At 62.3% G+C, this 24,731-nt stretch carries 27 protein-coding genes; 7 read left to right on the plus strand and 20 right to left on the minus strand.

What is annotated here, in order from left to right:
• Nucleotides 1–36: 36 nt before the first annotated feature.
• From GH665_RS13415 to GH665_RS13465, 11 genes are all read right to left on the minus strand, one after another.
• Nucleotides 37–312, minus strand: a complete 276-nt coding sequence (locus GH665_RS13415) for a helix-turn-helix domain-containing protein (protein WP_153136272.1) — start codon at nt 310–312, stop codon at nt 37–39.
• A complete protein-coding gene (gene epsC, locus GH665_RS13420) occupies nt 309–1,340 on the minus strand; it encodes a serine O-acetyltransferase EpsC (RefSeq protein ID WP_246216204.1) in 1,032 nt (343 codons plus the stop codon). The genes GH665_RS13415 and epsC overlap by 4 nt, the downstream gene beginning before the upstream one ends.
• 42 nt (nt 1,341–1,382) lie before the next feature.
• Nucleotides 1,383–1,850, minus strand: a complete 468-nt coding sequence (locus tag GH665_RS13425; protein WP_025495882.1) for a rhodanese-like domain-containing protein — start codon at nt 1,848–1,850, stop codon at nt 1,383–1,385.
• A gap of 215 nt (nt 1,851–2,065) precedes the next feature.
• Nucleotides 2,066–2,314, minus strand: a complete 249-nt coding sequence (locus GH665_RS13430) for a hypothetical protein (RefSeq protein WP_153136273.1) — start codon at nt 2,312–2,314, stop codon at nt 2,066–2,068.
• 114 nt (nt 2,315–2,428) lie between these two features.
• Nucleotides 2,429–4,021, minus strand: a complete 1,593-nt coding sequence (locus GH665_RS13435; RefSeq protein ID WP_167530945.1) for a carboxylesterase/lipase family protein — start codon at nt 4,019–4,021, stop codon at nt 2,429–2,431.
• 128 nt (nt 4,022–4,149) lie between these two features.
• On the minus strand, nt 4,150–5,259 hold the full coding sequence (locus GH665_RS13440) for a porin (RefSeq protein ID WP_153136275.1): 1,110 nt from the start codon (nt 5,257–5,259) through the stop codon (nt 4,150–4,152).
• A gap of 134 nt (nt 5,260–5,393) precedes the next feature.
• Nucleotides 5,394–6,500: a hypothetical protein gene (locus GH665_RS13445; RefSeq protein ID WP_167530946.1), complete on the minus strand. Its 1,107-nt coding sequence runs from the start codon at nt 6,498–6,500 to the stop codon at nt 5,394–5,396.
• Nucleotides 6,487–7,806, minus strand: coding sequence for an MFS transporter (locus tag GH665_RS13450; RefSeq protein ID WP_167530947.1), 1,320 nt, complete (start codon nt 7,804–7,806; stop codon nt 6,487–6,489). The genes GH665_RS13445 and GH665_RS13450 overlap by 14 nt, the downstream gene beginning before the upstream one ends.
• Nucleotides 7,807–7,889: 83 nt before the next feature.
• A complete protein-coding gene (locus GH665_RS13455; RefSeq protein ID WP_153136278.1) occupies nt 7,890–9,041 on the minus strand; it encodes a DUF5624 domain-containing protein in 1,152 nt (383 codons plus the stop codon).
• Between the two features lie 18 nt (nt 9,042–9,059).
• The gene (locus tag GH665_RS13460) at nt 9,060–9,938 is read right to left on the minus strand and encodes an amidohydrolase family protein (protein WP_153136279.1); all 879 of its coding nucleotides are present in this window, start codon (nt 9,936–9,938) and stop codon (nt 9,060–9,062) included.
• Nucleotides 9,939–9,960: 22 nt separating this feature from the next.
• On the minus strand, nt 9,961–10,737 hold the full coding sequence (locus tag GH665_RS13465) for an HpcH/HpaI aldolase family protein (RefSeq protein WP_153136280.1): 777 nt from the start codon (nt 10,735–10,737) through the stop codon (nt 9,961–9,963).
• 97 nt (nt 10,738–10,834) lie between these two features.
• Here GH665_RS13465 and GH665_RS13470 point away from each other — a divergent pair, with 97 nt between their 5' ends.
• From GH665_RS13470 to fusA, 4 genes are all read left to right on the plus strand, one after another.
• Nucleotides 10,835–11,758 carry a LysR family transcriptional regulator gene (locus GH665_RS13470; protein ID WP_153136281.1) on the plus strand — a complete coding sequence of 308 codons (924 nt, stop codon included), beginning with the start codon at nt 10,835–10,837 and terminating at the stop codon, nt 11,756–11,758.
• 114 nt (nt 11,759–11,872) lie between these two features.
• Nucleotides 11,873–12,481 (plus strand): cysteine hydrolase family protein, encoded by a 609-nt coding sequence (locus tag GH665_RS13475; protein ID WP_153136282.1) that lies wholly within the window; start codon nt 11,873–11,875, stop codon nt 12,479–12,481.
• A 121-nt stretch (nt 12,482–12,602) separates the two neighbouring features.
• On the plus strand, nt 12,603–13,496 hold the full coding sequence (locus GH665_RS13480) for a LysR family transcriptional regulator (RefSeq protein WP_153136283.1): 894 nt from the start codon (nt 12,603–12,605) through the stop codon (nt 13,494–13,496).
• 138 nt (nt 13,497–13,634) lie between these two features.
• Nucleotides 13,635–15,686 (plus strand): elongation factor G, encoded by a 2,052-nt coding sequence (fusA, locus tag GH665_RS13485; RefSeq protein ID WP_153136284.1) that lies wholly within the window; start codon nt 13,635–13,637, stop codon nt 15,684–15,686.
• Nucleotides 15,687–15,710: 24 nt separating this feature from the next.
• Here the strand turns inward: fusA and trpS are convergent, their stop codons facing one another.
• The 3 genes from trpS to GH665_RS13500 all read right to left on the minus strand — a co-directional run bounded on the left by trpS (nt 15,711) and on the right by GH665_RS13500 (nt 17,798).
• Complete coding sequence (gene trpS / locus GH665_RS13490; RefSeq protein ID WP_153136285.1) at nt 15,711–16,727, minus strand: tryptophan--tRNA ligase; 1,017 nt, start codon at nt 16,725–16,727, stop codon at nt 15,711–15,713.
• A 263-nt stretch (nt 16,728–16,990) separates the two neighbouring features.
• Complete coding sequence (locus tag GH665_RS13495) at nt 16,991–17,362, minus strand: lysozyme inhibitor LprI family protein (RefSeq protein WP_153136286.1); 372 nt, start codon at nt 17,360–17,362, stop codon at nt 16,991–16,993.
• Between the two features lie 97 nt (nt 17,363–17,459).
• A complete protein-coding gene (locus GH665_RS13500) occupies nt 17,460–17,798 on the minus strand; it encodes a hypothetical protein (RefSeq protein WP_153136287.1) in 339 nt (112 codons plus the stop codon).
• A gap of 270 nt (nt 17,799–18,068) precedes the next feature.
• Between GH665_RS13500 and GH665_RS13505 the strand changes: the two genes are divergently transcribed.
• The gene (locus GH665_RS13505; RefSeq protein WP_153136288.1) at nt 18,069–18,521 is read left to right on the plus strand and encodes a type II toxin-antitoxin system RatA family toxin; all 453 of its coding nucleotides are present in this window, start codon (nt 18,069–18,071) and stop codon (nt 18,519–18,521) included.
• A 328-nt stretch (nt 18,522–18,849) separates the two neighbouring features.
• Here GH665_RS13505 and GH665_RS13510 read toward each other — a convergent pair whose 3' ends face one another.
• A complete protein-coding gene (locus GH665_RS13510) occupies nt 18,850–19,122 on the minus strand; it encodes a hypothetical protein (protein WP_153136289.1) in 273 nt (90 codons plus the stop codon).
• 207 nt (nt 19,123–19,329) lie between these two features.
• Between GH665_RS13510 and GH665_RS13515 the strand changes: the two genes are divergently transcribed.
• Both GH665_RS13515 and GH665_RS13520 read left to right on the plus strand, forming a co-directional pair.
• Entirely contained in the window at nt 19,330–19,947 is a 618-nt protein-coding gene (locus GH665_RS13515; RefSeq protein WP_153136290.1) for a rhomboid family intramembrane serine protease, read from the plus strand.
• Nucleotides 19,948–20,062: 115 nt separating this feature from the next.
• Nucleotides 20,063–20,452 (plus strand): response regulator, encoded by a 390-nt coding sequence (locus GH665_RS13520; protein ID WP_153138440.1) that lies wholly within the window; start codon nt 20,063–20,065, stop codon nt 20,450–20,452.
• Between the two features lie 137 nt (nt 20,453–20,589).
• Here GH665_RS13520 and GH665_RS13525 read toward each other — a convergent pair whose 3' ends face one another.
• The 5 genes from GH665_RS13525 to GH665_RS13545 are packed head-to-tail and all read right to left on the minus strand — an operon-like array spanning nt 20,590 to nt 24,711.
• Entirely contained in the window at nt 20,590–20,931 is a 342-nt protein-coding gene (locus tag GH665_RS13525) for a Rieske (2Fe-2S) protein (RefSeq protein WP_153136291.1), read from the minus strand.
• Nucleotides 20,932–20,934: 3 nt separating this feature from the next.
• A complete protein-coding gene (locus tag GH665_RS13530; RefSeq protein ID WP_153136292.1) occupies nt 20,935–21,246 on the minus strand; it encodes a YciI family protein in 312 nt (103 codons plus the stop codon).
• Nucleotides 21,247–21,251: 5 nt separating this feature from the next.
• Nucleotides 21,252–22,124: an intradiol ring-cleavage dioxygenase gene (locus GH665_RS13535; protein WP_153138442.1), complete on the minus strand. Its 873-nt coding sequence runs from the start codon at nt 22,122–22,124 to the stop codon at nt 21,252–21,254.
• A 45-nt stretch (nt 22,125–22,169) separates the two neighbouring features.
• Nucleotides 22,170–23,237, minus strand: coding sequence for a maleylacetate reductase (locus GH665_RS13540; protein ID WP_153136293.1), 1,068 nt, complete (start codon nt 23,235–23,237; stop codon nt 22,170–22,172).
• A 7-nt stretch (nt 23,238–23,244) separates the two neighbouring features.
• The gene (locus tag GH665_RS13545) at nt 23,245–24,711 is read right to left on the minus strand and encodes an aldehyde dehydrogenase family protein (protein WP_153136294.1); all 1,467 of its coding nucleotides are present in this window, start codon (nt 24,709–24,711) and stop codon (nt 23,245–23,247) included.
• Nucleotides 24,712–24,731: the final 20 nt, after the last annotated feature.

Below are 24,731 nucleotides of genomic sequence, written 5' to 3' on the forward strand. Positions count from 1 at the left end.
AGCCGTTCAACATGCTATAGACGGCAAAGAGGCGGTCTAAAGGGGCGACGCCGGATCGGCGAAAGCGGAATGCGGGCGCGCGGCCAGACTCAAACCGTCAGATGGATGGCTGAGCAGGCGCTCGACCGGCACGTTGAAAGCGCGGGCCAGCTTGTCGAGCGTGACAATCGACGCGATCGCAGAACCGCGCTCGATCTCCCCGACATAAGACCGGTTGAGTCCGGCGTGCTCGGCCAGTTGCTCCTGCGACCAGCCGGACGCCTCGCGAAGGCGCCGCACCGCCGCGCCGAAGTCCCTGACGAGCACGCTCATCGCGCCGCTCCGGCCGCTGCGGGTTCCGCGTCCGCGCTTGCATCCGCGCTTGCATCCGCGTTTGCCCCCGCGTCTGCCTGCACATCTGGCTGACCGCGCGGCGCGCGCTCGCGAACCGCCGCCGCGCCGGTGCCCTCGTTGCGCGACACAGCCTGCGTCACATGCGTACCCGGCGCGACGTCCTGCGTGAGCCACACGTTGCCGCCGATCACCGAACCCTGCCCGAGCGTGACGCGGCCAAGAATGGTGGCGCCCGCGTAAATCACGACGTCGTCTTCGACGATCGGATGACGCGCATGGCCCTTTTCCAGGTGCCCCTGCGCGTCGCGCGGAAAGCGTTTCGCGCCCAGCGTGACCGCCTGATAGACCCGCACACGTTCGCCGATGATGGCCGTTTCGCCGATCACCACACCCGTACCGTGATCGATGAAGAATCCCGCGCCGATCCGCGCGCCAGGATGAATATCGATACCGGTCTGCGCATGCGCGAGCTCGGCGATGATGCGCGCCAGCAGCGGCAGCCCGAGCCCATAGAGCTCGTGCGCGAGCCGATGGTGGATCATCGCCAGCACGCCGGGATAGCACAGCAGGACTTCATCCACGCTGCCCGCCGCCGGGTCGCCGTGAAAGGCCGCCAGCACGTCGCTATCGAGCAGGCTGCGGATCGCCGGCAAACGCGCCGCAAACGCACGCACCGCGATGCCGGCCTGCGCCTCGATCGTGGCGGCGGGCGGCGGTTGATGACGGCTGCGGTAGTGCAACTCCAGCCGCGCCTGGCTCAGCAACGCATGCAGCGCGGCGTCGAGCGCGTGCCCGACGTAAAAGTTTTCACTTTCCTGACGCAGGTCGGCTGGGCCGAGCCGCATCGGAAAAAGCACGCCTTTCAGCGTATCGATGATCTCCGAGAGCGCTTCGCGCCCCGGCAATTCGCGCCCGCCCGGTTCTAGCGAGCGCTTCTGCACTTCGCGCCATTGCTGGCGGACCGTCTGAAGCGCGTGAACAATTTCATCGACATCAAACACAGCCACAGCGGTTACTCCCCGTAAAGTGCAGCGCGAACGATCAGGCCGTCAGTCCTGAATCCACGGCAACCCATGAAAGCGCCAACCATTGCTGGCGCCGCGCCGCTGCGCGCCGTCCAGCTCCCCTTCGAAACCTTCCAGAACGTTGAATACCTGTGTGAAGCCGGCTTTCGCCGCAGCCTCCGCGGCCAGCGCCGAGCGGTTGCCGCTGCGGCACAGCAGCAGCACGACTGCCTCCTTGCCGGTCTTCGCTTCCAGTTCACGCACGAAGCGCGGATTGCGCGTCAGGCTCGTGCCGGTCGCCCACGCGACATGCACGCTGTCCGGTACCAGTCCGACGAATTTGCGTTCTTCGGCGCTGCGCACGTCCACCAGCACGGCGTCGCCGGCCTGGACGAGCGCCCACGCATCCTGCGGCGACACGCCGCCCGCATAAGGCAAACCAGCCGCGGCGGCTTGCGAACGGGCGGCTTCCAGCAATGCATGAGTGGGTCGTTCTGCGATTTCAAGCGTCATGATGTCTCCTTCGATATCGCGCGAATCGGTACGCGCGGGTCTAAGCCATCTGCGAATGCAACCGCCTATAGCCATCAGAAGACACTATGAAAGAGAGTTAGCCGAAGCCGAACCAATTAATTGTGATTTCTAAAGAAGCATCGGTTCGGTCGCTCCTGCTTGGAGCCGCCCCGCCCGCTCGCTGCGGATGTGCCGCGCCCGTGCCGACGCGCGGATCATTCCCGTGGGACCTCGAGCGGTACGACAAACATGCCGGCGGTGTATTCCATATGGAAATAGCCGCAGCGTGCGTAAGCCGCAATGCGTTCGAGCCGCTCGGGTGATGGGGGGATGTAGGCCGCGGCAGCCGTCTTGTCTGAGGATTGCTCAGACAGGACGGACGCGCGTTTTGACCATTGCTTCTGCAGGCTTCGCACAGGATGCCGCAGTCCGCCCCAGATAAGCGTCGCTGAAAGTGTGGTCATGCGAGCTCCGTCGATTCATTGCGATATGAATGAATCTAGCGACCTGGATACGGAATCGCAAACAAGCTTTTGTGGATTGGTTTTCGAAGAAAGACCCTATAGCTCCGTCTGATTCTATAGACCGTGCGACGGCGCCTGGCCGTACCAGTAGCTGCACTGATGCGCGGTGTACGCGTCGTAGGTGTTCGAGACCGGATAACCGAAATCGAGCGTGCGCCGCGTCGCCGGGGTGTACAACGGCCAGCTCGCCACCGTGCTGCCCGAATTCGGATTGCCGGTATGCGCGAAACCGGCCAGCGCGGCCGTCATCGCTCCCGATAACGTCGCCTGGTTCGCCGTGGGACTCGGGATCAGTTGCCACCAGTAGTCGAGATCCGACGAGTGAAAGGCGCCGTAGTTCATCGCGGTGGGCGGCAGCACTGAAATCAGGCTGTGCACGCTATAGGGCGCGGGATCGGAAAAGCGATACATGTACACCGCGGGAGAATACTTCGCGAGGTTGTCGGCGTCCTGCATTTCGCCGCAGGTGAACAGGTAGTCGCCGGTTGCTTTGGCGAGCGCCTGACTCGGCGACGAAAACTGGCTTGCCGGATAAAGCGCTGCGGTTGCGGCGCCGGAAACGCCGAGGAAGCCCTGGATCGCCGCTTCGTAGCCCGAAGCAGTCACGGGCTTGCCTTGCGCATCGAACGCCGCGGCGACGAAATACGTCCCCTCGTCTTCCGTGAAACCCGACATGACCGGCACGCGGTTGTACTGGCCGCTGGCGAATGCCGCGCTTGTCGAACCCGGCAGCACCTTGCCGTCGATCGTTGCGTACCAAGCGACAGGGTTGCCCTGCAACAGCGCGGATGCCGGCAGATTACGCAGGCAGGCCGCGCTGGACGGGTCGGTGCAGCCCCATGTTTTGGCGTAGCCGACGCCATCCGTCTCGGCCTGCTGCAAGCTCTCCTGCTGCCGGCTGAAACCGCCGCTCTGCGCGACAGCCTTCGCAAACAATCCGGCCGAACCCGGCGAAGCAAGTTGCACGTAAACGGAATGGCCACCGGCCGAATCGCCGAAGATCGTCACGTTCGCGGGGTCGCCGTCGAACGCCGCAATGTTCTTCTGCACCCAGGCGAGCGCGGCGGTCTGATCCATGATGCCGTAGTCACCGGTCGCGCCATTGGGATCTTCCGCCGCAAGCGCCGGATGCGCGAGAAAACCAAGCGCATTGAGGCGATAGTTGATGGTCACCACGATCGCATTCGCCTTCAGAGCAAGCGCGCTGCCATCGGTTGCCGCGCCGGAACCGAGAATGAAACCGCCACCGTGAATCCAGAACAGCACGGGCAACGCCGTTGTGCCTGCGGTCGTACCGGGTACATAGACGTTGACGAAGAGACAGTCCTCACTGCCGGTCGGGGCCGCCGCCGTCCCTTGCACACAGACTGAGCCGACGTGCGATGCGTCATACGGACTGCTCGCATAGGCCGCGGCGGGTGCGGGCGGTTTCCAGCGCAACGCACCGGTCGGCGGCGCCGCATAACGCAGGCCAAGGAACTCGCGCACACCGTTGGCGACGATCCCTTTGACCTGTCCCTGCTGGGTCGCGACGACACCAGGATCGGTCGGTGCCGGGCTGTGGACACTGCCGCCGCACCCCAGCATGATGAGTGGAATCGTGACTGCGATGAGCCATTCCATGGCTCGCCGATGATAGGCGTTCATGCTTGTCTCCAGATGTCCGGGAAGGCGCAACCGCCTGACGCGTGCCCCGGACCGGATTCGCTTGGCGGTTTGAGATGAATGGCGCTCAATCGTCGTAGCGCCGCGCATTCAGTCCTGCCGCAGCAGGACTAGAACAGCGTGCGGATACCCACGCGCACCGCAGTCGACGACTGACCCGTGCCGACGTACATGCCATTGGTAAACACCGGCGCTGCCCCGCCGCCGAGGAAAACCGGCGCCGCGCCACCCGATGCCCGCAGATAGGTCGCGCTCGTATAGACATCGGTGCGTTTCGAGAGCGCGTAGTCGAGCAGCAGCGTGCCGTTCTGCCACTTCTGCGAACCGAGCTTGCTGTACCAGTAGCCGCCCATCAGCGTCGTGGCCGGGGTCAGCTGGAACACTTCGTTGATTTCGTAGGTTGGCATCGAACCGTTGTCGTGACCGATACGGAAGTGCGTGTCGGTGAACAGCAGGCGCGTCAGGCTCCGGCCGAAGCGATAGCTGCCGCCCACCCCGAAGCTGCTGACGCTGCTCGCCTGCACCGGCGCGCCAGGCAGATCGGGAAAGAACGTGGTGCCGGCCTGGCTCGGCCCATTCAGGCCGAGATCGTGCGTGTCGGTGTACGCGGCGCCGAGATTCAGCGGGCCATTCGAATAGCGCAGCCCAAACGCAATCACACGCCCTGTTCCCGCCGATACGGATTGCGAAGGAAATGCATATAGCGCGCCTGCTTGCAATCCCAGGTAGTTCGGCGACGTGTACTTGACTGCGTTGTTGATATGCAGCGTGCCCGCCAGGTGATCGAAGTCGCCTGGGTGCCACGAGTACTGGCCGGCAACCTGCCCCATCGCAAACTGCGTGAGGTTGTCCCAGAAGAAGTCGTACTGCTTGCCGAGCGTGAACCTGCCGTAGGTCTGATTCTCGACTCCCAACCACGCCTGACGGCTAAACAGCACGCCCGATTGCACCATCGTGCCCGAGTAGAGATTGAAGCCGTTCTCCAGATCGAACACGACTCGTGTGCCGCCGCCGATATCCTCCACGCCGCGCAGACCCCAGCGATTCGACTGGATCGAACCGTCGTTGGCGACGAAATTCGAATGGCCGTTCACGTTGCTGAAGTAGGTAATGCCCGCATCGATAATCCCGTACAGCGTCACGCTGCTTTGCGCGTGGGCCATCTGGCTGCTCAAGGCCAGTACTGCGGTTGCGCTTAAGCTCAAGGCAAACTTTTTCATTACTCGTCTCCAATGTTTTATTTTTAAAAGGCAAAGCGTCGCCCTCCCCCGCAAAAGGGAAATCGGTTCCTGTGTGGAACTGCCCGGCGGGCCGCCGGGCGCAACTGATAGCCGGGTTTGGCGGTTTCTAGCCGCTAACCGTTGAACCGGTATAAGGTCGAATCAATGCGAAAGCGGATCTCGTCGCTCAGGCTGTTACTCACCACCAGATAGCGCTGACCGTCTTCGACGAAACTGGCAGCATCCGTCGCACCGGAGGTCGCGAAGTCGCCCACCAGTTCGAAACACGCATCCCGCCAATGGAAAATCTCCGACTGCTGCATGACCACCGGTGCTTTAGGCGTGCCCGTGATAAAGCACGCACGCACCAGATAACGTCCCTCTTTACCGTCGATCAAACACAGTTCGCGTCCGCCTGGGCCGCCCAGCATCTGCCGCTCGACAAACTGCGCGCCGTCGAATCGATAAAGCGTGGTGTGTTTGAGCAGGTTCGCGTGCACCATCCAGAGCGTACCGTCGGCTTCGAAAAAGCGGAATGCACGGCCGCCGTTTTCGCTGAAGGTTTGCAGCGGCACAAACTTCTCTCCGTTCCAGCGATTCACCGACGATCCGCTGACGTGATCCGCATACGCGAGATAGTGCTCGCCGGCAAACGACACGAACGCGAAGTTGTAGCCCCACTGTCCGTTGAAGTTCTGAAACGGCACGAAGCGTTCGCCATTCCACTCGAACAGACACGATTCGCGTGGATGTTTCGGCTCGACCCCGTCGACCACCACGCCTTGCGACAGCCCGAGGAAATGACGCGAGTCGAACGAGAAGGCCGTCCACTGTTTCGCCGCGAATACCGGAAAGCTTTGCAACGGCACCCATGCGCCGGCGACGCGTTCATACACCACCGCGTCGGTATCGAGATCGTACGGTCCGTTGCCGCTTCGAACGCCGGCCGCCGCGAGAAAGCGCCGGCCGTCGATCTCGAAGTACTCGAGGTCTTCGCCGCCAGGCAAGGCCAGCGTTTCATGCTCGACGAAACGGCCGTCCTGCCAGCGGTAGATGGGCGCTTCGATATCGCTGTCGCCACCGTTCATGTAGGGCGGCTCACCCGCCACATCGCGCGCGAGTTGCGGCACGCCGAGAAAGGTGCCTTCGTTCGTCGTAAAAATTTCGACCGCGCGCGCGCCGCTAGTCGGCAGTTGCTGCAGTGCCGTGAGCAAGCCCGCGCCCAACTCAGTTTTTGCCATGACTGGCTTCTCCCAACTCCGAACCCGTGACCGGGAACGACGCAGTCGACATGATCTGTCCACCTTCTTTCTCTCGCGGCCGCAGAACATTGGACAGACACAGACCCAGCGCCGCGCCCACCGCGAGAATCGCCGCCAGTATGAAAAGTGTTTCGAACGACAGATGCTGCGACAGCAGCATGCCGCCGACCACCGGCCCGACGATCGAACCGATGCGTCCGATCGCGAGGGTCCAACCGACCCCGGCCGCCCGCACGTTGGCGGGAAAGAGATAGCTGGCAATCGCCGGAAACGTCAATTGGCCGCCCACCAGAAACGCGCCGACCGCAAACAGCATCGCCAGCGCGATATTCCCCGCGCCGATGATCTGACCCAGCGCCACCGTCAACACCGCGCCACCCAGAAAGGCAATCGCCACCGGCATAAACGGTCCACGTTTGCCGACCAGGGTCGAGATCACCAGCGCGCCGCCAATGGCCCCCAGATTGAGCAACACCGAACCGAGCGCGGCACGGCCCGGTTCGACGCCGTTCATGTTGAGAATGGTCGGCATGAAGCTAACCAGGAAACCCGACAGGATCATGCTCGACAGCACGCTGACCCACAGCGCCAACGTGGCCGGGAACCGGCCGCCGGCAAACATGCTGCCGACCACATTCAGACCGCTCGCCGCCGCATGCTGTCGTGCCGCCGCCCGTTCAGCCCGACTGACGGTTTGCGCCGGAATCACGAGAAGCACCGGGATCAGCGCGAGCAATGCAAACGTGCCGCCCATCAGGAATACGAACGGCCAGCCAAAGCGCACCATCAACGCCGCGGTGATCGCACCGCCCACCACCGCGCCGAGCGGAAAACCGATAAACATCAGGATCACCAGCGAAGAACGGCGCTGTGGCGAACTACTCTCGGCGGTGATCGCCGCCACGGGCGGAATGGCGCCCCCCATGCCGAGGCCGCCGATAAACCGCAGCGTGGCCAGCATCGTCGCCGACGTGGCGAACGCACAGCCGAGCGTGAAAATGCCGGTGACAGCAAGCGCAAGCAGCAGCATCGGCCGGCGGCCGAAACGATCCGCCAGCGGCCCGACGATCAGCGAGCCCAGCACCGTGCCGATAAAGCCTGCTCCAAACACGCGGCCTAGCGTTGCGTGATCGATCTGCAACGACTTCGCCAGCAAGGGTGCGACGAACGACAACATCAGCGTGTCGAAGCCGTCGATCATCGATACCGCGAAGCACACCAGCGTGATACGCAGCACGTTGCTGACCGGCGGACCCGCCGACGGCTCTAGTGCGAGTGGATTCATGAAGCCTGTCTCCTTCATCAAGGGCGTTTTGTTATGACCCGCGCGGGCGCCCATGCGCGCGGGTGTCGGTCCGGCGTCCGTCGTTACGACTGCACGGCGCCCGGGAAAGTCACATTCGTAAAGCCAGGGATCTCAACCTTTTGCGGTTGATTGCCGTTGCTGTACAACTGATCGACGATGTAATCCGCGACGCAGTTGGACAACAGTTGAGTCGGATCTTCCATGATGCGGCGCAGACGCGCCGTAGTCGCATCGCGGTCGCCGATCGAGGTGATGGGCGGCATGCCGCCGGGCGGTGCCGGATCGAAGTCATACGGCGTCTGCTCGGGAAACAGCGCACGCGCGACCTCGATACTGGCACGTGTGTTGAGCCACAAATCCCGATACGTGCGCTCCAGTTCCGCCATGCCCGCGGCATCCGGCAGTTCGGCGACCGAGAACGACGGCGCATGCGGCGCGATAAACACGCGCTCCGGCAGCAGCACGCGATTCGACGCGCACCACACCAGATAGCACATGTTGTTCGACCCCCACGTCACGCCGGCAGTCGGCCTGCCCGAGCGGCCGCTGACGAGTACCATCAGGCGGTTCCAGTCGAGCGCCTGGGCACGCAACCAGTTGCCGATGCGATAGACGATGTCGAGAAACGCGAGCCCGAAGGTGGCGAACATCACGTCGTTCATCGGCACGGGGAACGCGCTAGTGGACGGCGCGGCGAAGTATTCGTCGTTCAGACGGTCGAAGCTCAGCAGCGAGTGATCTTTCTCGATCCGACCGAGCAGATCGATGGTGACGCCGCAGGTGTAGTCGACGAGATCGGCGATCTTCTGTTCGTGGCCCGCGAAACTATCGACCGCGACGTGATCGCGCCACAACGCCAGCGAGTTCGCCGCACGGGTTTGCTGCGCATGGGTGCGCAGGTTCGACGCGTCGCGTTGCCAGGCGGTGTCGTGCGGCGCCAGTTCGCGCATCCGCGCAAGATAAGCCAGCGCCAGCGGCAGATGCGATACCGCCGTCAACTCGATGAAGCCGCGCGTCGATTTGCGAAAGCTCTCGATCGTCGGCGCACGCCCCGCGCCGGGAAACAGCACGATATCGCTGCCGGTCGACACCAGCAATGGATCGTCCGCCTGCTGCTGCGCCATCTGCTGCGTCAGGTGCGCGCCGATGCTCTGCGGGTCCGATGTGAACGCGCGAAACAGGCCGGCAAACGCTGCGTTGGGTTGGTAGGGCATAGTTGGGTAAATACCGCCTCAGTAATCGAACAGTCGCGCGGGATTATCGGACAGGATCATCTTGTGCACCGCCGGATCGCCGGTCCATGCGCCGAGCAGATTCAGCAATTCGCCGGTGTCGCGCGTCGAATCGGGAATATGTGGCCAGTCCGAACCCCAGATCACTTTTTGCGGCGCGGCCTTGATGATCGCTTCGGCCATCGGCGCCACGGCTTCATAGCCGCGATGTTTGGCGATCCGGTACGGCGCGCTGAGTTTAAGCCAGCAGTTGCCATCTTTCAGCAAGCTGAGCAGGCGGTCGAAATCCGCTTGCGTGAGACCGTCTTCTTCGAGCATGTAACCCATGTGATCGATGACGAAATCGGTCTGTACGTCGGCGAGAAACGGAATCAGATTACGCACCACCCAGCCCGGCGCATAGAACTGCACGTGCCAGCCAAGGCTCGCGCACAGGCGGGCCATGCGGGTGATGTACTGCTGGATTTCGGCGGTCGGCAGCCCGGAACGCGCAAACAGGTCAAGCCGCACCGCGCGAACGCCCGAGCGAGCGAAGCTGTCGAGCGTCGCCGCGTCCGTGCCCTCCTCGATCATCACGACGCCGCGCGCGATCGAACCCGCCACGTGCAGCACGTCGATCAGACAACGGTTGTCGGTGCCGTAGAAACTCGGCTGCACGATCACGAAGCGCTTCAGCTGCAGCACGCTCATCATCTGCAGATAGTGCGCAAGTTTGCCGTCCGGCAGTGTGTAGTGCGGATGCTCGACTTTCGGATATTTGTCTTCGGGACCGAACACGTGCATGTGTGCGTCGCACGCGAGCGCCGGCATGGTGAACGAAGGCCGCGACAGCGTCTCGTAGTCGCGCATCGGCGTGGAAATCAGCGGGGTTTCTGCCATGATCTGAAAGTAAAGGTTCGAATTAAAGTTGACGTGCCTGCTCGACGCGCTCGCGCAGCGCCGCCAGATAAACATCGCTGTCGATGCCGGCAAAGACGAAGGGCGCTGCGCCTTCGCGGCGCAATTCATTGAGCGCCTCGCACTCCGGCATGCCGCCCACGATCACCACCTTGCCGTGCCGCTGCGCCGCGGCGATCACCTTGCGGCATGCCGCCACGACCTCGGGATGGGCCGATTCGCCGGTGTGGCCCAGATCGGCGGAGAGATCGTTGCAACCGAGCGCAAGCACGTCGACGCCTTCGACCGCCGCGATGGCATCGGCCGCTTCGACACCGGCACGGCTTTCGATCAGGACCTTAAGGACCGTCGCGTCGTTCAGGCGCCGGTTGAGTTCGCGAGCGGGAAGTTTTTCGAAGTTGACGTACGGCAGCGTTGCCAGTTGCGAACGCTGGCCGAGCGGCGGAAACCGCGTGGCGATCACCGCGTCGCGCGCCTGCCCGGCGGTCTCGACACGCGGCACGATGATGCCGAGCGCGCCGCCATCCAGCACGCGGTTGATCGTGCCGTAGTCGCGTTCCGGTACCCGCACCCACGGCATCAGGCCGAGGTCGACCGCGCATGAGCACAGTTGCGACACGGTATCGACCGGCAGCGAGCTATGTTCCATGTCCACCCAGATCGTGTCGTAGCCGGCCGCTTTGGCCCAGCGGACCGCATCCGTTGTGCGCGAGGCGCGAATTCCCAGCGCAATGATCTTGTGTCGCGCGCGCAGGCGTTCGACCAGTTCCGCACCGTTCATGCTGTCTCCGTCGTTGTGTAGGTGGAAGACAGTATCGCCCGGGAAACAGTTTTGATTTATTCTCCAAATCAAGGTTATTGATTTACAGAGCAAATCAATGAATATCCGTCATCTGGAGTTTTTCGTGGTGCTGGCGCAGGAGCTGCATTTCCGCCGCAGCGCCGAGCGGCTGGGCATTACGCAGGCGCCCTTGAGTCTCGCGATCCAGTCGCTGGAGACTGAACTGGGCGCGCGGCTCTTCCACCGCACGCGCCGCTCCGTCGCGCTGACCGAGGCAGGGCTGGCGTTGCTGGACGACGCACGGGCGATTCTCGCGCGCATCGAACACGCGAAGGAAAGCGTCTGGGAAACCGTGAGCGGCGACGTTGGGCGGCTGCGAGTCGGCTTTACCAACGCATCGACACTGTCGCCGTTTTTCCCCAAGCTGATTCACGCGTACCGGACGCAACGTCCGAAGGTCAACATCACGCTGCTAGAGTTGTCGTCGTCCCGGCAGATCGAGGCAATCGAGCAGCGCGAAATCGATGTCGGCCTGTTGCGGATGCCCGAAAGCGTGCCCCCTACCGATCTGGTGTTCACGCCGCTAATGGAAGAGCCGCTCGTGCTCGCCATGCATGCGCGTCATCGGCTCGCCAAGGCGTCATCGATCAAGCTCAAGGATCTGCGCGACGAACCGTTCATCGCCTATCCGCGGCAAGCGGGCGTCGCGGTTTATGAAAAGACGGTCGCGTTGTGCGCGAAGCGCGGGTTCGAACCTCAGGTGGTCCAGGAGGCCCAGCAGGCTTCCACGCTGATCGGGTTGACCGCTACCGGGCTCGGCATTGCGCTCGTGCCGTCGACACTGCAGGCCATCGCGCTGCCGGGGGTGGTGTTCAGACAGCTGGACGAAACCGACACCACCACGACGTTGTACATCGTGCACCGCCGTGGCGACGCCAACGCTCGCGCGATGCAGTTTGTGGCGTTGGCGCAGGGGCTTCGGCAGATTGCCACGAAAGCCGCCCATAGCGCACAAGCCTGACTGATCGCAACCTGTGCACATCCTGCACAGACCTTGTGACGCACGCGGCGTTGTAGCGGCAAGCCGCGGCCCCTAGACTGCGTTCCTTCCCAGTCAGTCGAAAGGAACATGAACATGTCGAAGCGCACACTGCGTAGCATCCTCGGTGCCGGTCAGCCCACTGCTTTGCCGGCCCGCACCACCGCGTTGCTGGTGATTGACTTCCAGAACGAATATTTCACGGGCGCGTTGCCGATTCCAAACGGCACGAGTGCATTGCAGAACGCATGCGCGCTGGTGGATTGTGCCGATCGTCATGGCTGGAAAGTGGTACATGTGCAGCACATCGCGCCGGCAGAGTCGCCCCTGTTCGCCGCCAACAGCCGGCAAGGCGAAATCTGCCCGGAGATCCAGCCAAAACCGAATCATCGCCTGATTACGAAGACCTCCGTGAGTGTGTTTGCCAGTACTGATCTGGCGCAAACGCTGAAAGCCGATGGCGTTACCCACCTCGTGATATGCGGGCTGATGACCCATGCCTGTGTTGCCGGCGCGGCGCGTGATGCGGTACCTGCGGGCTTTGAAGTCGTGGTTGCAGCGGACGCGTGCGCCACCCGCGAGATCGAGTTCAACGACACGGCCAGCGTCCCGCACGAGATGTTGCACCTAAGTGCATTGGCCGAAATCGCGGATACCTTTGGCTCCGTGCTCAGCACACGGGAAGTGCTGTCGCTGGCGTCGTAAGGCGCCTCGCGGAGCCGGGACCGCCCCCATTCGCGCCATTCACGCCATGCCCGGCGCGATGCCGCGCGGTTCGGCTACCGCGCCGTGATAGCATCCGACGCCTCGACAACGTGCTCGAATCATGGATCAACTGCTCGCCATGCGGGTCTTCCGCTGCATCGTGGATGCCAAAGGATTTTCTGCTGCCGCCGAACGGCTCGGCACCTCGCATTCGACCGTATCGCGCCAGCTGAAGCAGCTTGAGGCCGCGCTTGGCGTCCAGTTGATCAACCGTAACACGCGGCGATTTGCGCTTACCACGGCGGGCGAACGCTACTTCGCGGCAAGTGCCGACATTCTCGACCGGGTGGATGCGGCAACCGGAGCCATGGCCGGCGAACATCAGCAAGTAGCCGGCCGCTTGCGCGTGAGCATGCCCCTTGCCATTGGCACGCTCGAACTGGGGGACTGGCTTCCGGCGTTCCAGAAACGTTATCCCGACCTGCAGCTCGAGCTGTCCTGCGGCGATCAGTTTGTCGATCTCGTCGCGGAGGGCTTCGACGTTGCGCTGCGCATCAGCGAACCCTTGAGCGACACCAGCCTGGTTGCACGAACGCTGACGGTATCAGACGTCATTCTGGTCGCGTCGCCTGCTTATCTGGCGCAACACGGGCTTCCGCGCACTCCGTCTCAACTCGCCAGGCACGAACTGCTGCGCTTTTCGGGTGCCAATGCAGCGGCCCAATGGGTGCTCACACCCAGCCGTGGCGCACCGGTCCAGGTTGATCTGAATGGCCGGCTGGCCCTGGATGCGATCACCGCGCTTTATGCCGCTACGCTGACAGGCGCGGGCATCGCCGCGTTTACGCGGCACACCGTTCAGACCGATCTGGCGCGTGGCCAACTGGTTCAGGTTCTTCCCGCCTGCACCGTCGGGGTACGGCACTACTACGCCCTTTACCCGCAGACGCGCCATGTCGCGCCGAAGGTGCGAGCCTTCGTCGACCATATGGTCGAGCACTATCGCGAGCGGTGACACGTCCCTGCCGATCGGGACCGATAGCGGCGCCGCAACTGCACGGGTATAACAACAATTGAAACGATCGCCTCGTATGGCACACCGGTCGGTTTTCGCCAATAATGGCCCCACATCCACTACTGGACGAGGGCAGCCATGCGCTACAGCCCCGAGGCCATCCGCACCATCGCCCTGGTCGGGCATGCTGGATGCGGCAAGACATCCCTTGTCGAAGCGCTGCTGCACCGCGGCGGCGCGCTCCACGCGCCCGGCAGCGTGGAGCGCGGCACCACGGTGTGCGATTTCGACCCGCTCGAACGCAAATACCACCACTCGCTAAGCTCCGCCCTCGCCCACCTGCACTACCTGGATACCCGTATTTATCTGCTGGATACGCCGGGCTATCCGGATTTTTCCGGGCTGTCGATCAGTGCCCTGCCTGCCGTAGAGACGGCCGCCATTGTCATCAATGCCCAGACCGGCATCGAAATGACCACCCGCCGCATGATGGCGTGGGCGCAGGAACGCAAGCTGTGCAGAATGATCGTCGTGAACGGCATCGATGGCGAAAAGGTCGATCTTCCGGCGCTCCTGACGCAAATCCAGGAGGCCTTCGGCAAGGAATGTCTGCCGATCAACCTGCCCGCGCAGCGCGGCCATCAGGTGGTGGACTGTTTTTTCAACCCGGCCGGCGAAGCCGATTTCCTTTCCGTTGCGGCTGCGCACACGGCGCTGGTCGATCAGGTGGTCGAGATCGACCCGGCCTTGATGGAGCTTTACCTGGAACAAGGCGAGGCCATCAGCCCTGAGCAGTTGCACGAACCCTTCGAACGGGCGCTGCGCGAAGGTCATCTGGTGCCGGTTTGCTTTACGTCGGCCGCTAACGGCGCGGGCATTGCGGAATTGCTCGACGTATTCGTCCGGCTGCTGCCCAATCCGATGGAAGGCAACCCGCCGCTCTTCTATCGCGATGCCGGCGGCCGCCAGCAAGTCGCACGTGCCGAACCGGCACCTGACAAGCATGTCCTCGCCCATGTCTTCAAGATCGTCGTCGACCCTTATATCGGCAAGATGGCCGTGTTTCGCGTGCATCAGGGCACGATCAGGCGCGACAGCCAGCTTTATATCGGTGACGGGCGCCAGCCGTTCAGGGTCGCCCATCTCATGATGCTGCAGGGCAAGGAACACGTGGACGTCCCGCAGGCCGGTCCGGGCGATATCTGCGCCACGGCCAAGGTCGACGAGATCGGCTTCGATGCCGTGCTGCATGACGCCGCCGAAGACGGCAACATCCACCTGAGCCCGCTCGACTTCCCCACCCCCATCTACGGTCTGGCAATCGAACCGGCGCGCCGCGGCAACGAGCAGCGCCTCTGGGAAGTCCTGCAAAAGCTGAGCGCGGAAGACCCTTGCCTGATCATCGACCACCCGGACAGCACCAACGAAACCGTGGTGCGAGGGCTCGGCGAGTTGCACTTGCGCGTGATGCTGGAGCGGCTAGCCGAGCAGTACAAGCTCGAGGTCGTGACGCGGCCGCCGAAGATCGCCTATCGGGAAACGATCGGCGCCAAAGCCGAGGGACATTGCCGCCACAAGAAGCAAACCGGCGGCGCCGGGCAATTCGGCGAAGTGATGTTGCGCGTCGAACCGCTGCCGCGCGGCGCGGGTTTCGAATTCGTCGACGCCGTCAAGGGCGGCGCGATCCCCGGCCAGTTCATGCCGGCCGTGGAAAAAGGCGTGCTGCAGGTGATCGACAGCGGACCGCTGGCCGGCTTCCCGATGCAGGACGTGCGCGTCACCGTCTTTGACGGCAAGAGCCATCCGGTCGACTCGAAGGAAGTGGCCTTCGTCTCCGCCGGGCGCAAGGCCTTCATCGACGCGGTGCTGAAGGCCCGGCCCGTCCTGCTCGAACCCATCGTGGACATCGAGGTAATGACACCGGAAACCGCGATGGGCGACATCATCGGCGACCTGTCCGCCAAGCGTGGGCAGGTGCATGGCACACGCACGGCCGCCGGCAATGCCGTGGTGGTTGCGGGCCAGGTGCCCTTGTCCGAACTCAACGACTATCAGTCGCGTCTGAATGCCATTGCCGGCGGCCACGGTCACTACAATATCCAGCTCAGCCATTACGATCCGGTGTCCCCCGCCCAGCAGGAACGGATGGCGTCGCAGTATAAAAAACAGGGCGACGACGCGGCGCCATGAATAGTCACCGCAAACGCCTGCCGCTCAGTTCTGGAAGTAGTTCAGGCCGAGCGCGCTTTTCACCTCGGACACCGTCGCGCCTGCCACCTCCCGCGCACGCATCGTCCCGCGACGCAAAACGTTCAGCACCTCCGCACGGTCGGTTGCGAACTCGCGGCGGCGCTCCCGGATCGGTGCGAGCATCGACTGCAGCCGGTCGTTGAGCAGACGCTTGACCGCACTGTCGCCAAGACCGCCGCGGCGGTAGTGCGCTTTCAATTCGTCGACCATCGGTACGTCCGGCTCGAACGCATCGAGGAACGCGAACACAACATTGCCTTCAACCTGCCCCGGATCGCTGACGCGCAGATGGTTAGGGTCGGTGTACATGTCGTTCACGGCCCGGGTGATTTCATCCGGGCTCGCGCCGAGCGTAATGGCGTTACCCAGTGACTTGCTCATCTTGGTTCTGCCATCTATGCCGGGCAGCCGCGCCACCTGCGAGAGAACTGCTTCGCACTCCACCAGCACCTGCCGATCCACCGTGTTGTTGAAACGGCGTACCAGTTCATTGGTTTGTTCGATCATCGGCAACTGGTCGTCGCCGACGGGCACGCGCGTGGCCTTGAATGCCGTGATGTCGGCGGCCTGGCTGACCGGATAGGTCAGGAAGCCTGCGGGAATATCCCGTTCGAAACCGCGAAGCACGATTTCCGCCTTGATGGTGGGATTGCGTTCGAGGCGCGCGACTGTCACGAGGTTGAGCAGATACTGAGTCAGTTCCGCGAGCTCCGGCACCTGCGACTGAATGACGATAGTTGATTTGGCAGGGTCGATACCGACGGCGAGATAGTCGAGCGCCACTTCGATGACGTTTTCCGTGACCTTCTGGTGCCGGCCGACGTTGTCGGTCATGGCCTGCGCATCGGCTAGCAGGAGGAACTGCTGCGCTTCGTGCTGGAGCTGCACGCGTGAGCGCAGCGAGCCGATGTAGTGGCCAAGGTGCAGCGGACCGGTTGTGCGGTCGCCAGTGAGGATAACCGACTGCTTTGCATGTGACATGGTGAGCTCAGTGTTTGAGGACACCGCCAGTCATGCGCGCGAAAACGAAAATGCCGCCAGGACTGGCGGCATTACGTTGTAGATGTACGTATGGGAACGGGCCGCCTGGGTTAGGCGCGCCACCAGCAATACAGAGTCAGCGAGGTCGGGTTCGTTTCCATGAAAACAGTATAGCGCAGCAGCATGACGGATCGTCAATAGCTGGTCCGCGCCGCTGCGATCGTGATTTGCCGCGCCGTGCCGTGCGCCCCGCGCGCCGGCTTTTAAAATGGCCCGCGGCTAGCCAGTTGGGCGTACTCGTTCTTTAGCGTCTGGATTCGTTGCCGGTACGCGGCAAGCAGGCAAGCCTGATTCGCCGCGCATTTCTTCCTCGCGCTCAACCAGGACTGCTGCTCTTCCCCCATGTCCCCGCGCGTACCCATGGCGACGAGACCCATCATCATCTGGAAGCGCACAGACATTTCAACGTCCAGTTCGCTGAGTTGTCGAGAGGCGCATATCGCCTTTTCGTCCGGCAGACGCGCGCGATTGCAGTCGAAGCTCGCCGCAGAAGCGGGCACTGAGCCGACCGCAATCGCTGCTATCAGTGCGAGGCGCAAGCAACGGCCCATGCGGTGATTGCGCGGTTCATTCATCGTCGTTCATAAGCAGAGATTTCCGGGGGAAGCGTCAACGGAAGTATATGAGTGTTTCCAATGCAGTCAACGACGGTAGCTTGACAACGCGATTGCGCTAAGTCGAAGAAAATACGACTGCGGCAGCGCCTTCAATTTCTGCAAAGCTGCGGAAGAACCGGTAGGTTCTGCCCTCGACTTCAATCAGGTTCGCGCCCGCTTGCGTCATGTCGAGCATTTCGTTGGCAAGCGATGCTGCAACCGTTCCGCAGCGCTTCAAATCTTCTCGCGTGCCTGCTGCGTCACCCAGATACAGCGTGGCGGTTTCGCTCGTATGACGCATCACGACCAGACCCACGCCTGCGTCGAGCGACAACTCGAGATATGCTGCCAACGTCCGCAGCGCCTCGGACAGCGGTGCCTGCTGGTGAATATTCGCGCCCGATGCGTTTGTCATGTCTTTCTCCATCGCGTTGAATAGCTGCTGATAGATAGTCTATGCGCCGCCCGTGCATTGCAGGAAGCCCGATCAGTTTGCTGCGCTGCACCGAGGGATTGATTATCCCGCAACCTCAGGTCAGAAGCGCACGCACGGATAACGAAAGCGCCGGCGGGACAACGCCGGGAGGACCAAAAGCGCGAGCTGGCTATGCTTTCACGGTGGCGCGGCGCTCCTGGAGCCCCCATACTGGGTACAAGTGTAAAGGCGGGCATTCCGAAAAATGCAATGAAATTTTCTGTCAGCATGGTGGTGTCGGGTAGCGCCGATACGCTCTTCTCGCTCTCCCAGGACTATTCCCGCCGACGCGAGTGGGACCCGTTTGCAACACGCTCTGAACTACTTGACGGGGCGGTGGTGCCCGCGGTCGGCGTCGACGAATACATCGAAAGTGCTGGTGGTCTGGTTATGGTGTCGCGTTATGTGTCGTTCCAGCCACCCCACGTGGCGGCGGTCTCGATGATTGAAGGGCCACGTCTGCTGGCCAGTTTCAGCGGAGGTTGGAAATTCCGGCAACTATCGCCCACGCACTGCCGGGTAACGTTCACCTATAACTTCAGGACGTCGCCAATCTGGCTGCGCTGGCTTTTGGAGCCTATTGCCGGCCTCTGGTACCAGCGACAGACACGCGCACGGCTGAACGGCTTCAAGGCGTGGGCCGAAGCCGGCTCTACCGGATGAACGAATTACGGAGTCGCCACCGAATGGGATACGACGTCCACATCATGCGCAAGGAGAACGGGCTCGATGTACGCCAACATTTCGTCAATGCTGGCCGGCGTTAAGCAGCATCCAGATCTGCCGCTCCGGAGGCCCGGCAAGAATCCGCGTAAATACCGCGCGGCACCGAACGCAGGTGTAGTGCCCTTCTGATCGCGCGTCTCCGAGCGCGCCGATACCGTTATGCGCAGGCTCAGTGGCCGGCTTGCCGTATAGGTCAGCGCACTGCGCGCAGGGTTGAATCCAAAGGTCCATTCGTCACTTGTCGGCAATTTCGGGCGACATGCGGTCAGTCCCCAAACGGGTTGCCGGTGTCTTTCACTTCGGTACCAAGATTGTATTCCGCACGCACCGCCTTCAGCACGCCCTCGATGTCGCGCTCGAAGCCGACCGCGTTGCCGAAGTGGCTCATGGTCCAGTTGCAGCCCGTCTTGTCAGCCTCTTGCAACTGCGGCCGCGGCACGCGAATCTTGACACCATCCTCGACGATTTCCTGCAGTCGATGGATTCGCCGGTTGACCTCCTGCTGAAGCTGCGAGGCATTGAGCGTCTTGCGTATCATCCAGGTCTCCTTCCGGTTGCTCGGGCAAGTCTAGCGCAAGTGAGGCGTTCCGCGGCACGAAGCTGACAGCGTTGAGCTCGACGCCAATTGCCCGCCCACGGCCGCTCCACGTCGCGCCAGACGCAGGAGCAAGGTAAAGTGCCGGCTGTGAGGCCAGCCGACCTGGTGTCCGGTAACGCGCCGATACCGCAGCCTGGAGAATCAGATATGTCACAACCCGCTGCTTCAACCGCCTCATCGCGAGCCGCTGGTTCTTTCGTCGACCAGCTCAAGGCCCGGGTTGCGTTGCTCGCTCTTTTTGTCGGCTCGATGTGGGCGGTCTTCTTTCTGTCGGTTTCGATGCCGTTCCTGCACCTGAACCGTCACGGTGTTGTCCCGCGCACGCTGGGCGGTCTGCAAGGAATTCTGTTCGCGCCGTGGCTGCATGCCGGGCTCTGGCATATCGCGGCCAATACAGGCGGCCTGCTCGTGCTCGGCTGGCTCGCGATGTGGCCACGCATCACCAACTTCTGGCAGGCGACGCTCGGCGCCATGCTCGGCGCCGGACTGTGCGCATGGCTGCTCGGTGCGCCCTACTCGGTGCACATCGGCGCGAGCGGCCTGGTGTTCGGCTATGCCGGGTATCTCATTGCGCGCGGCTTCTATACGCGCGGCATCCTGTCGATTCTCGTCGCCCTGTTCGTGCTCAGTAGCTACGGACTGAGTATGCTGCTCGGCACGCTGCCTCTCTACCCTGGCATATCGTGGCAAAGCCATCTCGGCGGCGCAATTGGCGGTATTGTCGCCGCGCGACTGTCGCGGCCAAGCCTGCGCGCCTGGCCCTGAAGTCTTCACATTTGCGGCCGATTTACCGTTCTGGAAAATGCTGGATGAGGGGTTGCGTGAAACTTTAGCCCGTATCAAGCTGCCAAAGAACAACTGGTCACTCGGACATTTGGGTATGGCAAGCGTGCTGCTGGTAGATGACGACGCGGAAACCCTTGCGGCATGGGAGGCGAACTGCATCGCAGACGGATTCGAAGTCAAAAGTGCAAGCGACGGCCAATCGGCATTGGCAATGTTCATCGGCTCCCCTGTCGATATCGTGGTCGCAGACTGGCGTATGCCGGTGATGTCGGGGAGCGAACTATGCCACCGGTTACGCACGCTCCCCGGCCTGGCCGATGTTGCTTTCATACTGATATCCGGAGAACCCAGCCCACCCGCTTTCGTTAGTTACGATGGGTTCCTTCGCAAACCCGTAGATGGGGCAATCTTACTGGCCACCATGCGGCGGCTGCTGGCGGATAACGTCAAGCATCGGCAATTACAGCGCGGCGGACCAACGTAGTTGAGAGACTGTGAAGGCCGCCGATATCCGCGCCTGAAAGAGCCGGAAGTCACCAACATACCGCACCAGATAAAGCCCGGGCGGTACGCTGCCAGCGTACCCCTCGCTGTAGTCAACAGTGATCGATATCTCGTTACCTATCGCGAACATTGAGCGAGCACGACCCATTCGTCCCTGTCGACGTCGACCGGTACGGCCTCCAGGGCGGAGCCTTCACAGGGCCCTTCAATGCATCGGCCATCGTCGAACCTGAAGAGCGCGCTATGGTGCGCACACATCAGCACCTGTGCCTTGTAACAGGACACGATGCCCGGCTCGAAATCGAGGGGAACCGAAAAGTGCGGACAACGATTCACGTATGCCCACACCTGCTGCCCACGCCGCACGACCACCACGGGATGCCCGGCACGGTCGTCGTCAACGACGTGCGCCCCGCCATCGGGGACGTCGACGAACCGGCACAATCGACTCGCACTCATTGCTTACACCCGCCGCTCGGGATTGCCGAGGCTCCAGTCCCACGGGCGAACTTCCACCCGCGCGAATAGACCCTCCTTCATGTAGGGGTCGTTTCCGACGAATTTCATGACAGCATCGATGTCGTCTGCCTCGATCACCAGCAAGGTGCCGTTCATGGCATCGCAATGCGGCGCCAGCGTGGGGCCGCCGAGACGCACAAATACGCCGTGCCGCGCCGCACTTCGCAAATAGGTTCGATGGTTCGGGCGAACCCGTTCACGGACCTCTCGCATGTCCGGCTTGTCGGTTGCGAATACGGCGAAAAAACGGGCCATTTTATTTAGCTCCGGTCGAGAACAAAGTCGTAGCACGCTTCGCGGTAAGGGCCGGCCAGGTTGAACTGTCGCGCCAACTCATCATTCGCGGGACGGTCCCGGTATGCGACCATTAGCGAAGGTTTGACGCCGAATACCGCGTCCGACTTCAAGAATGGGTCGGCCTCGTCAAACAGGTGGGTAACAAGCTTGCGATGCCCTGGCGCGTCAATCATGAAATGCAGATGCGCGGGCCGCCATGGATGCCTGCCGGTTGCGCTGAGCATTTTGCCAACCGGACCATCGGTTGGAATGGGATAGCTGACGGGCAAGATCGTAGTGATTGCGTAGCGTCCTTCGGCGTCGGTTCGATAGCGTCCTCGAAGATTCCCGTGTGGCTGCGCGGTGTCCTGACCGGAATACATGCCGTTCTCCGCCGTCTGCCAGACGTCGAGAAGCGCGTCCGCCACCGGCTCCCCCGCCGTATCCAGTACGCGTCCTCGCACGACGGCCGGTGTCCCGGGCGTTAACGCCATGTTCTCGCCATACCTGCGCTCAGGCATTCCCTTGATGTAGAACGGACCAAACACGGTCGTGTCTGTCGCCCCCGTCGCGTAACGGTGATTGATGGCGTCGACGAGCATCGAGACGCCGAGCGTGTCCGACAGGAGAATAAACTCCTGGCGAACCAGGTCATCACACATCTTGCCGGTCTCGGTGAGAAAGCGAATAGCGCCCATCCACTCCGCTTCAGTCGGTTCCACCTCGCGCACGAACGCATGAAGATGCCGGACCAGACTCTGCATCAAGGTGCGCAAGCGTGCATCCGGCGTGCCTTCGAAGCTGGAAATGACCTGTTCGGTCAATGCGCTGTCGTTCTGTTGATAATCAATTGTCATGTCTCCCTCCACCCTGTCTCGCTCAATTTACCCAGCTCTGTAAGCTCAATGTGGCGACCGCCCCTCCCAGGCATCCTGCAACAGCTGGCGAATTGCTTCGCGCTCAACAGGACGAGGATTAGCATACGGGTTCTTGCACGCCAGTTCAGCAGCCTCATCGAGACCGCTTGCCGGCAACCCAATATCTGCCAGCGCCACCGAAATTCCCAGTTTCTGATTCAACTCGAATAGCAGCCGGCCCGCCTCGGCGGCTTCGGTGCCGCCAAGAGCCCTCGCCACCTTCCGTAAGGCCTCGGGCGCGGCACGGTGGTTGTAGTGGGCCGTGTGAGGAAGCATAGCCGCATGCGTTTGAGCATGCGGCAAGTTGAATGTGCCGCCCAGCGTATGGCAAAGCTTGTGATGCAGCGCCATCCCGACGGCACCCAGACAGGCCCCGGCAAGCCACGCACCGTACAGGGCGCGGCTGCGCATCCCCGCGTCGCCCGGCGTACGCACGATTACCGGCAAGGCCTCGCCGAGAGCGCGTATCGACTCTTCTGCCATCAGACTGGTTATGGGATTCGCATCCTCTGCATACAGCGCCTCAACGGCGTGCGCCATGGCGTTGATTCCGGATGCTGCGGAAATATCCGCCGGCAATGAGAGCGTTAAGGTCGCGTCGTACAACACGGTACGAGGCAACACGCGGGCATCACGTCCGGTTCGCTTCAGGCGTCCCTCCGTGAGGCCAAAGATAGGCGTCATCTCTGAGCCCGCGTAGGTTGTCGGCACGGCGATAATTGGGAGTGACGACTCAAGCGCTATCGCTTTCCCTAGCCCAATTGTGGAGCCTCCTCCGATCGCGACGCAGCAGTCCGCGTCGAGCGTCCTCGCCATCTCACACGCCGCTCGTGCTATCTCGACGGGTACATGCATGACCGCTTGAGCACACACGCCGGCGGCACGCTCTCCCAGGATGCCTTTCACCCGGTCAGCGAGGTCACGCTGCTCAGGTGTCGATAAGATCAGAGCGCGCCGCGCTCCGAGCCTCGCCAGCTCTTCGGGTAGCTGCGCGAGCGCACCGCACTCGAAAACCACGCGGGACGGCGCCCCTTGGTAGACAAAGCGTTCCATGCAAACCTCAGCGCTTGAAATGCGGCGGCACGTTGCCGTCGACGTTGACCCACACCGACCGTGCTTCGGTGTAGTCGTGCATCGCCTCGAAACCCATTTCCCGACCGTAGCCGGATTGCCCAACGCCACCGAACGGGCTGCCTGGGTTGACTCGCTTGTAGCAGTTTATCCAGCACATACCTGCCCGGATTTGCGAGGCAGTCTTGTGCGCACGCGACAGATCGCGGGTCCATAGACCACTCCCGAGTCCATACTCGGTGCCGTTCGCGATCGACAGAGCCTCTTCGTCGCTACTGAATCGCAGTACGGTAACGAACGGACCGAATACCTCCTCCTGCGCGATGCGGTCGATGGCCGTCTTCGCCTCGATGACCGTTGGCCGTACGTAGTAACCGTTCGCGAGCGCGGCGTCCTGCGGTGCGCTCGCACCCGTCAGTACGCGCCCGCCCTGCTCGCGTGCAATGTCAACAAAGGCAAGCACGCGCTCGAGGTGCTGCAGCGAAGTCAGCGGCCCCATTTCCGTATCCGGGTCGAGCGGGTTGCCAATCCGGATGGACGCAGCCAGCGCGACGAAGCGTTCAAGAAACGCGTCCGCAATGCGTTCGTGCAGAATCAACCGCGAACCGGCAATGCACGCCTGCCCCTGGTTATGAAAAATTGCCCACGCAGCGCCGTTGATTGCGGCATCCAGGTCGGCATCGTCGAAGACGATGTTGGCTCCCTTGCCACCCAACTCCAGCTGGACACGTTTCAGGTTGCTCTGCGAGGCTTCGACAATGCGCCGCCCCGTCGCCGTGGAACCCGTAAACGCAATCTTGCCGACACCCGGGTGCTCGGCAAGCCGCTGGCCAGCCGTGTGGCCATACCCGGGAACGATGTTCACCACGCCCGCCGGAAACCCAACCTCCGCCATGAGCTCGACGATGCGCAAAGTCGAGAGCGGCGTAATTTCCGACGGTTTTAGCACCACGGTGTTCCCTGCTGCGAGGGCGGGCCCCATTTTCCAGCTCGTGAACATGAGCGGAAAATTCCACGGCACAATCTGCCCAACGACGCCGATTGGCGCGCGCTGTACATAGTTCAGAAAACCGGTCTCGACGGGAATAACCGAACCTTGCAGCTTGTCGGCCATGCCGCCGAAATAGCGAAAGCAGGCCGCCGTGCGCGGCACATCAAGCCCCCTCGAGTCGCGAATCGGGTGACCTGTGTCCAGCGATTCCAGTTGGGCAAGCTCCTCCGCATTCGACTCGATAGCATCGGCGAGACGCAGCAACAGCCGCCCGCGTTCCGCTGCCGCCATGGCCGACCATTTCGGGAATGCACGGGTAGCGGCCTCGACGGCGAGGTCGACGTCTGCCGCGTTTGCCGCTGCAATCTTCGTGATGAGCGAGCCATCGTGAGGATTGAGTACGTCGATAGTGCCGCCGTCGACGGCATCAACAAAGCGGCCGTCGATGAAGAGTTGGGTTTGCATGAGTCGTCCTCGGGTTGTTG

Origin of the sequence: Paraburkholderia agricolaris (assembly GCF_009455635.1) — a bacterium.
Lineage (GTDB): Bacteria > Pseudomonadota > Gammaproteobacteria > Burkholderiales > Burkholderiaceae > Paraburkholderia > Paraburkholderia agricolaris.

What these genes read in the sequence shown, in the direction of transcription:
- GH665_RS13505 (WP_153136288.1), top strand. Translation starts at nt 18,069, where the DNA reads ATGAAATTTTCTGTCAGCATGGTGGTGTCGGGTAGCGCCGATACGCTC.
- GH665_RS13465 (WP_153136280.1), bottom strand. Translation starts at nt 10,737, where the DNA reads ATGAACGGTGCGGAACTGGTCGAACGCCTGCGCGCGCGACACAAGATC.
- GH665_RS13530 (WP_153136292.1), bottom strand. Translation starts at nt 21,246, where the DNA reads ATGGCCCGTTTTTTCGCCGTATTCGCAACCGACAAGCCGGACATGCGA.
- fusA (WP_153136284.1), top strand. Translation starts at nt 13,635, where the DNA reads ATGCGCTACAGCCCCGAGGCCATCCGCACCATCGCCCTGGTCGGGCAT.
- GH665_RS13535 (WP_153138442.1), bottom strand. Translation starts at nt 22,124, where the DNA reads ATGACAATTGATTATCAACAGAACGACAGCGCATTGACCGAACAGGTC.
- GH665_RS13540 (WP_153136293.1), bottom strand. Translation starts at nt 23,237, where the DNA reads ATGGAACGCTTTGTCTACCAAGGGGCGCCGTCCCGCGTGGTTTTCGAG.
- GH665_RS13460 (WP_153136279.1), bottom strand. Translation starts at nt 9,938, where the DNA reads ATGGCAGAAACCCCGCTGATTTCCACGCCGATGCGCGACTACGAGACG.
- GH665_RS13545 (WP_153136294.1), bottom strand. Translation starts at nt 24,711, where the DNA reads ATGCAAACCCAACTCTTCATCGACGGCCGCTTTGTTGATGCCGTCGAC.
- GH665_RS13415 (WP_153136272.1), bottom strand. Translation starts at nt 312, where the DNA reads ATGAGCGTGCTCGTCAGGGACTTCGGCGCGGCGGTGCGGCGCCTTCGC.
- GH665_RS13475 (WP_153136282.1), top strand. Translation starts at nt 11,873, where the DNA reads ATGTCGAAGCGCACACTGCGTAGCATCCTCGGTGCCGGTCAGCCCACT.
- GH665_RS13500 (WP_153136287.1), bottom strand. Translation starts at nt 17,798, where the DNA reads ATGACAAACGCATCGGGCGCGAATATTCACCAGCAGGCACCGCTGTCC.
- GH665_RS13425 (WP_025495882.1), bottom strand. Translation starts at nt 1,850, where the DNA reads ATGACGCTTGAAATCGCAGAACGACCCACTCATGCATTGCTGGAAGCC.
- GH665_RS13495 (WP_153136286.1), bottom strand. Translation starts at nt 17,362, where the DNA reads ATGAATGAACCGCGCAATCACCGCATGGGCCGTTGCTTGCGCCTCGCA.
- GH665_RS13445 (WP_167530946.1), bottom strand. Translation starts at nt 6,500, where the DNA reads ATGGCAAAAACTGAGTTGGGCGCGGGCTTGCTCACGGCACTGCAGCAA.
- GH665_RS13480 (WP_153136283.1), top strand. Translation starts at nt 12,603, where the DNA reads ATGGATCAACTGCTCGCCATGCGGGTCTTCCGCTGCATCGTGGATGCC.
- GH665_RS13440 (WP_153136275.1), bottom strand. Translation starts at nt 5,259, where the DNA reads ATGAAAAAGTTTGCCTTGAGCTTAAGCGCAACCGCAGTACTGGCCTTG.
- GH665_RS13430 (WP_153136273.1), bottom strand. Translation starts at nt 2,314, where the DNA reads ATGACCACACTTTCAGCGACGCTTATCTGGGGCGGACTGCGGCATCCT.
- GH665_RS13525 (WP_153136291.1), bottom strand. Translation starts at nt 20,931, where the DNA reads ATGAGTGCGAGTCGATTGTGCCGGTTCGTCGACGTCCCCGATGGCGGG.
- GH665_RS13455 (WP_153136278.1), bottom strand. Translation starts at nt 9,041, where the DNA reads ATGCCCTACCAACCCAACGCAGCGTTTGCCGGCCTGTTTCGCGCGTTC.
- GH665_RS13450 (WP_167530947.1), bottom strand. Translation starts at nt 7,806, where the DNA reads ATGAATCCACTCGCACTAGAGCCGTCGGCGGGTCCGCCGGTCAGCAAC.
- GH665_RS13520 (WP_153138440.1), top strand. Translation starts at nt 20,063, where the DNA reads ATGGCAAGCGTGCTGCTGGTAGATGACGACGCGGAAACCCTTGCGGCA.
- trpS (WP_153136285.1), bottom strand. Translation starts at nt 16,727, where the DNA reads ATGTCACATGCAAAGCAGTCGGTTATCCTCACTGGCGACCGCACAACC.
- GH665_RS13510 (WP_153136289.1), bottom strand. Translation starts at nt 19,122, where the DNA reads ATGATACGCAAGACGCTCAATGCCTCGCAGCTTCAGCAGGAGGTCAAC.
- GH665_RS13515 (WP_153136290.1), top strand. Translation starts at nt 19,330, where the DNA reads ATGTCACAACCCGCTGCTTCAACCGCCTCATCGCGAGCCGCTGGTTCT.
- GH665_RS13470 (WP_153136281.1), top strand. Translation starts at nt 10,835, where the DNA reads ATGAATATCCGTCATCTGGAGTTTTTCGTGGTGCTGGCGCAGGAGCTG.
- GH665_RS13435 (WP_167530945.1), bottom strand. Translation starts at nt 4,021, where the DNA reads ATGAACGCCTATCATCGGCGAGCCATGGAATGGCTCATCGCAGTCACG.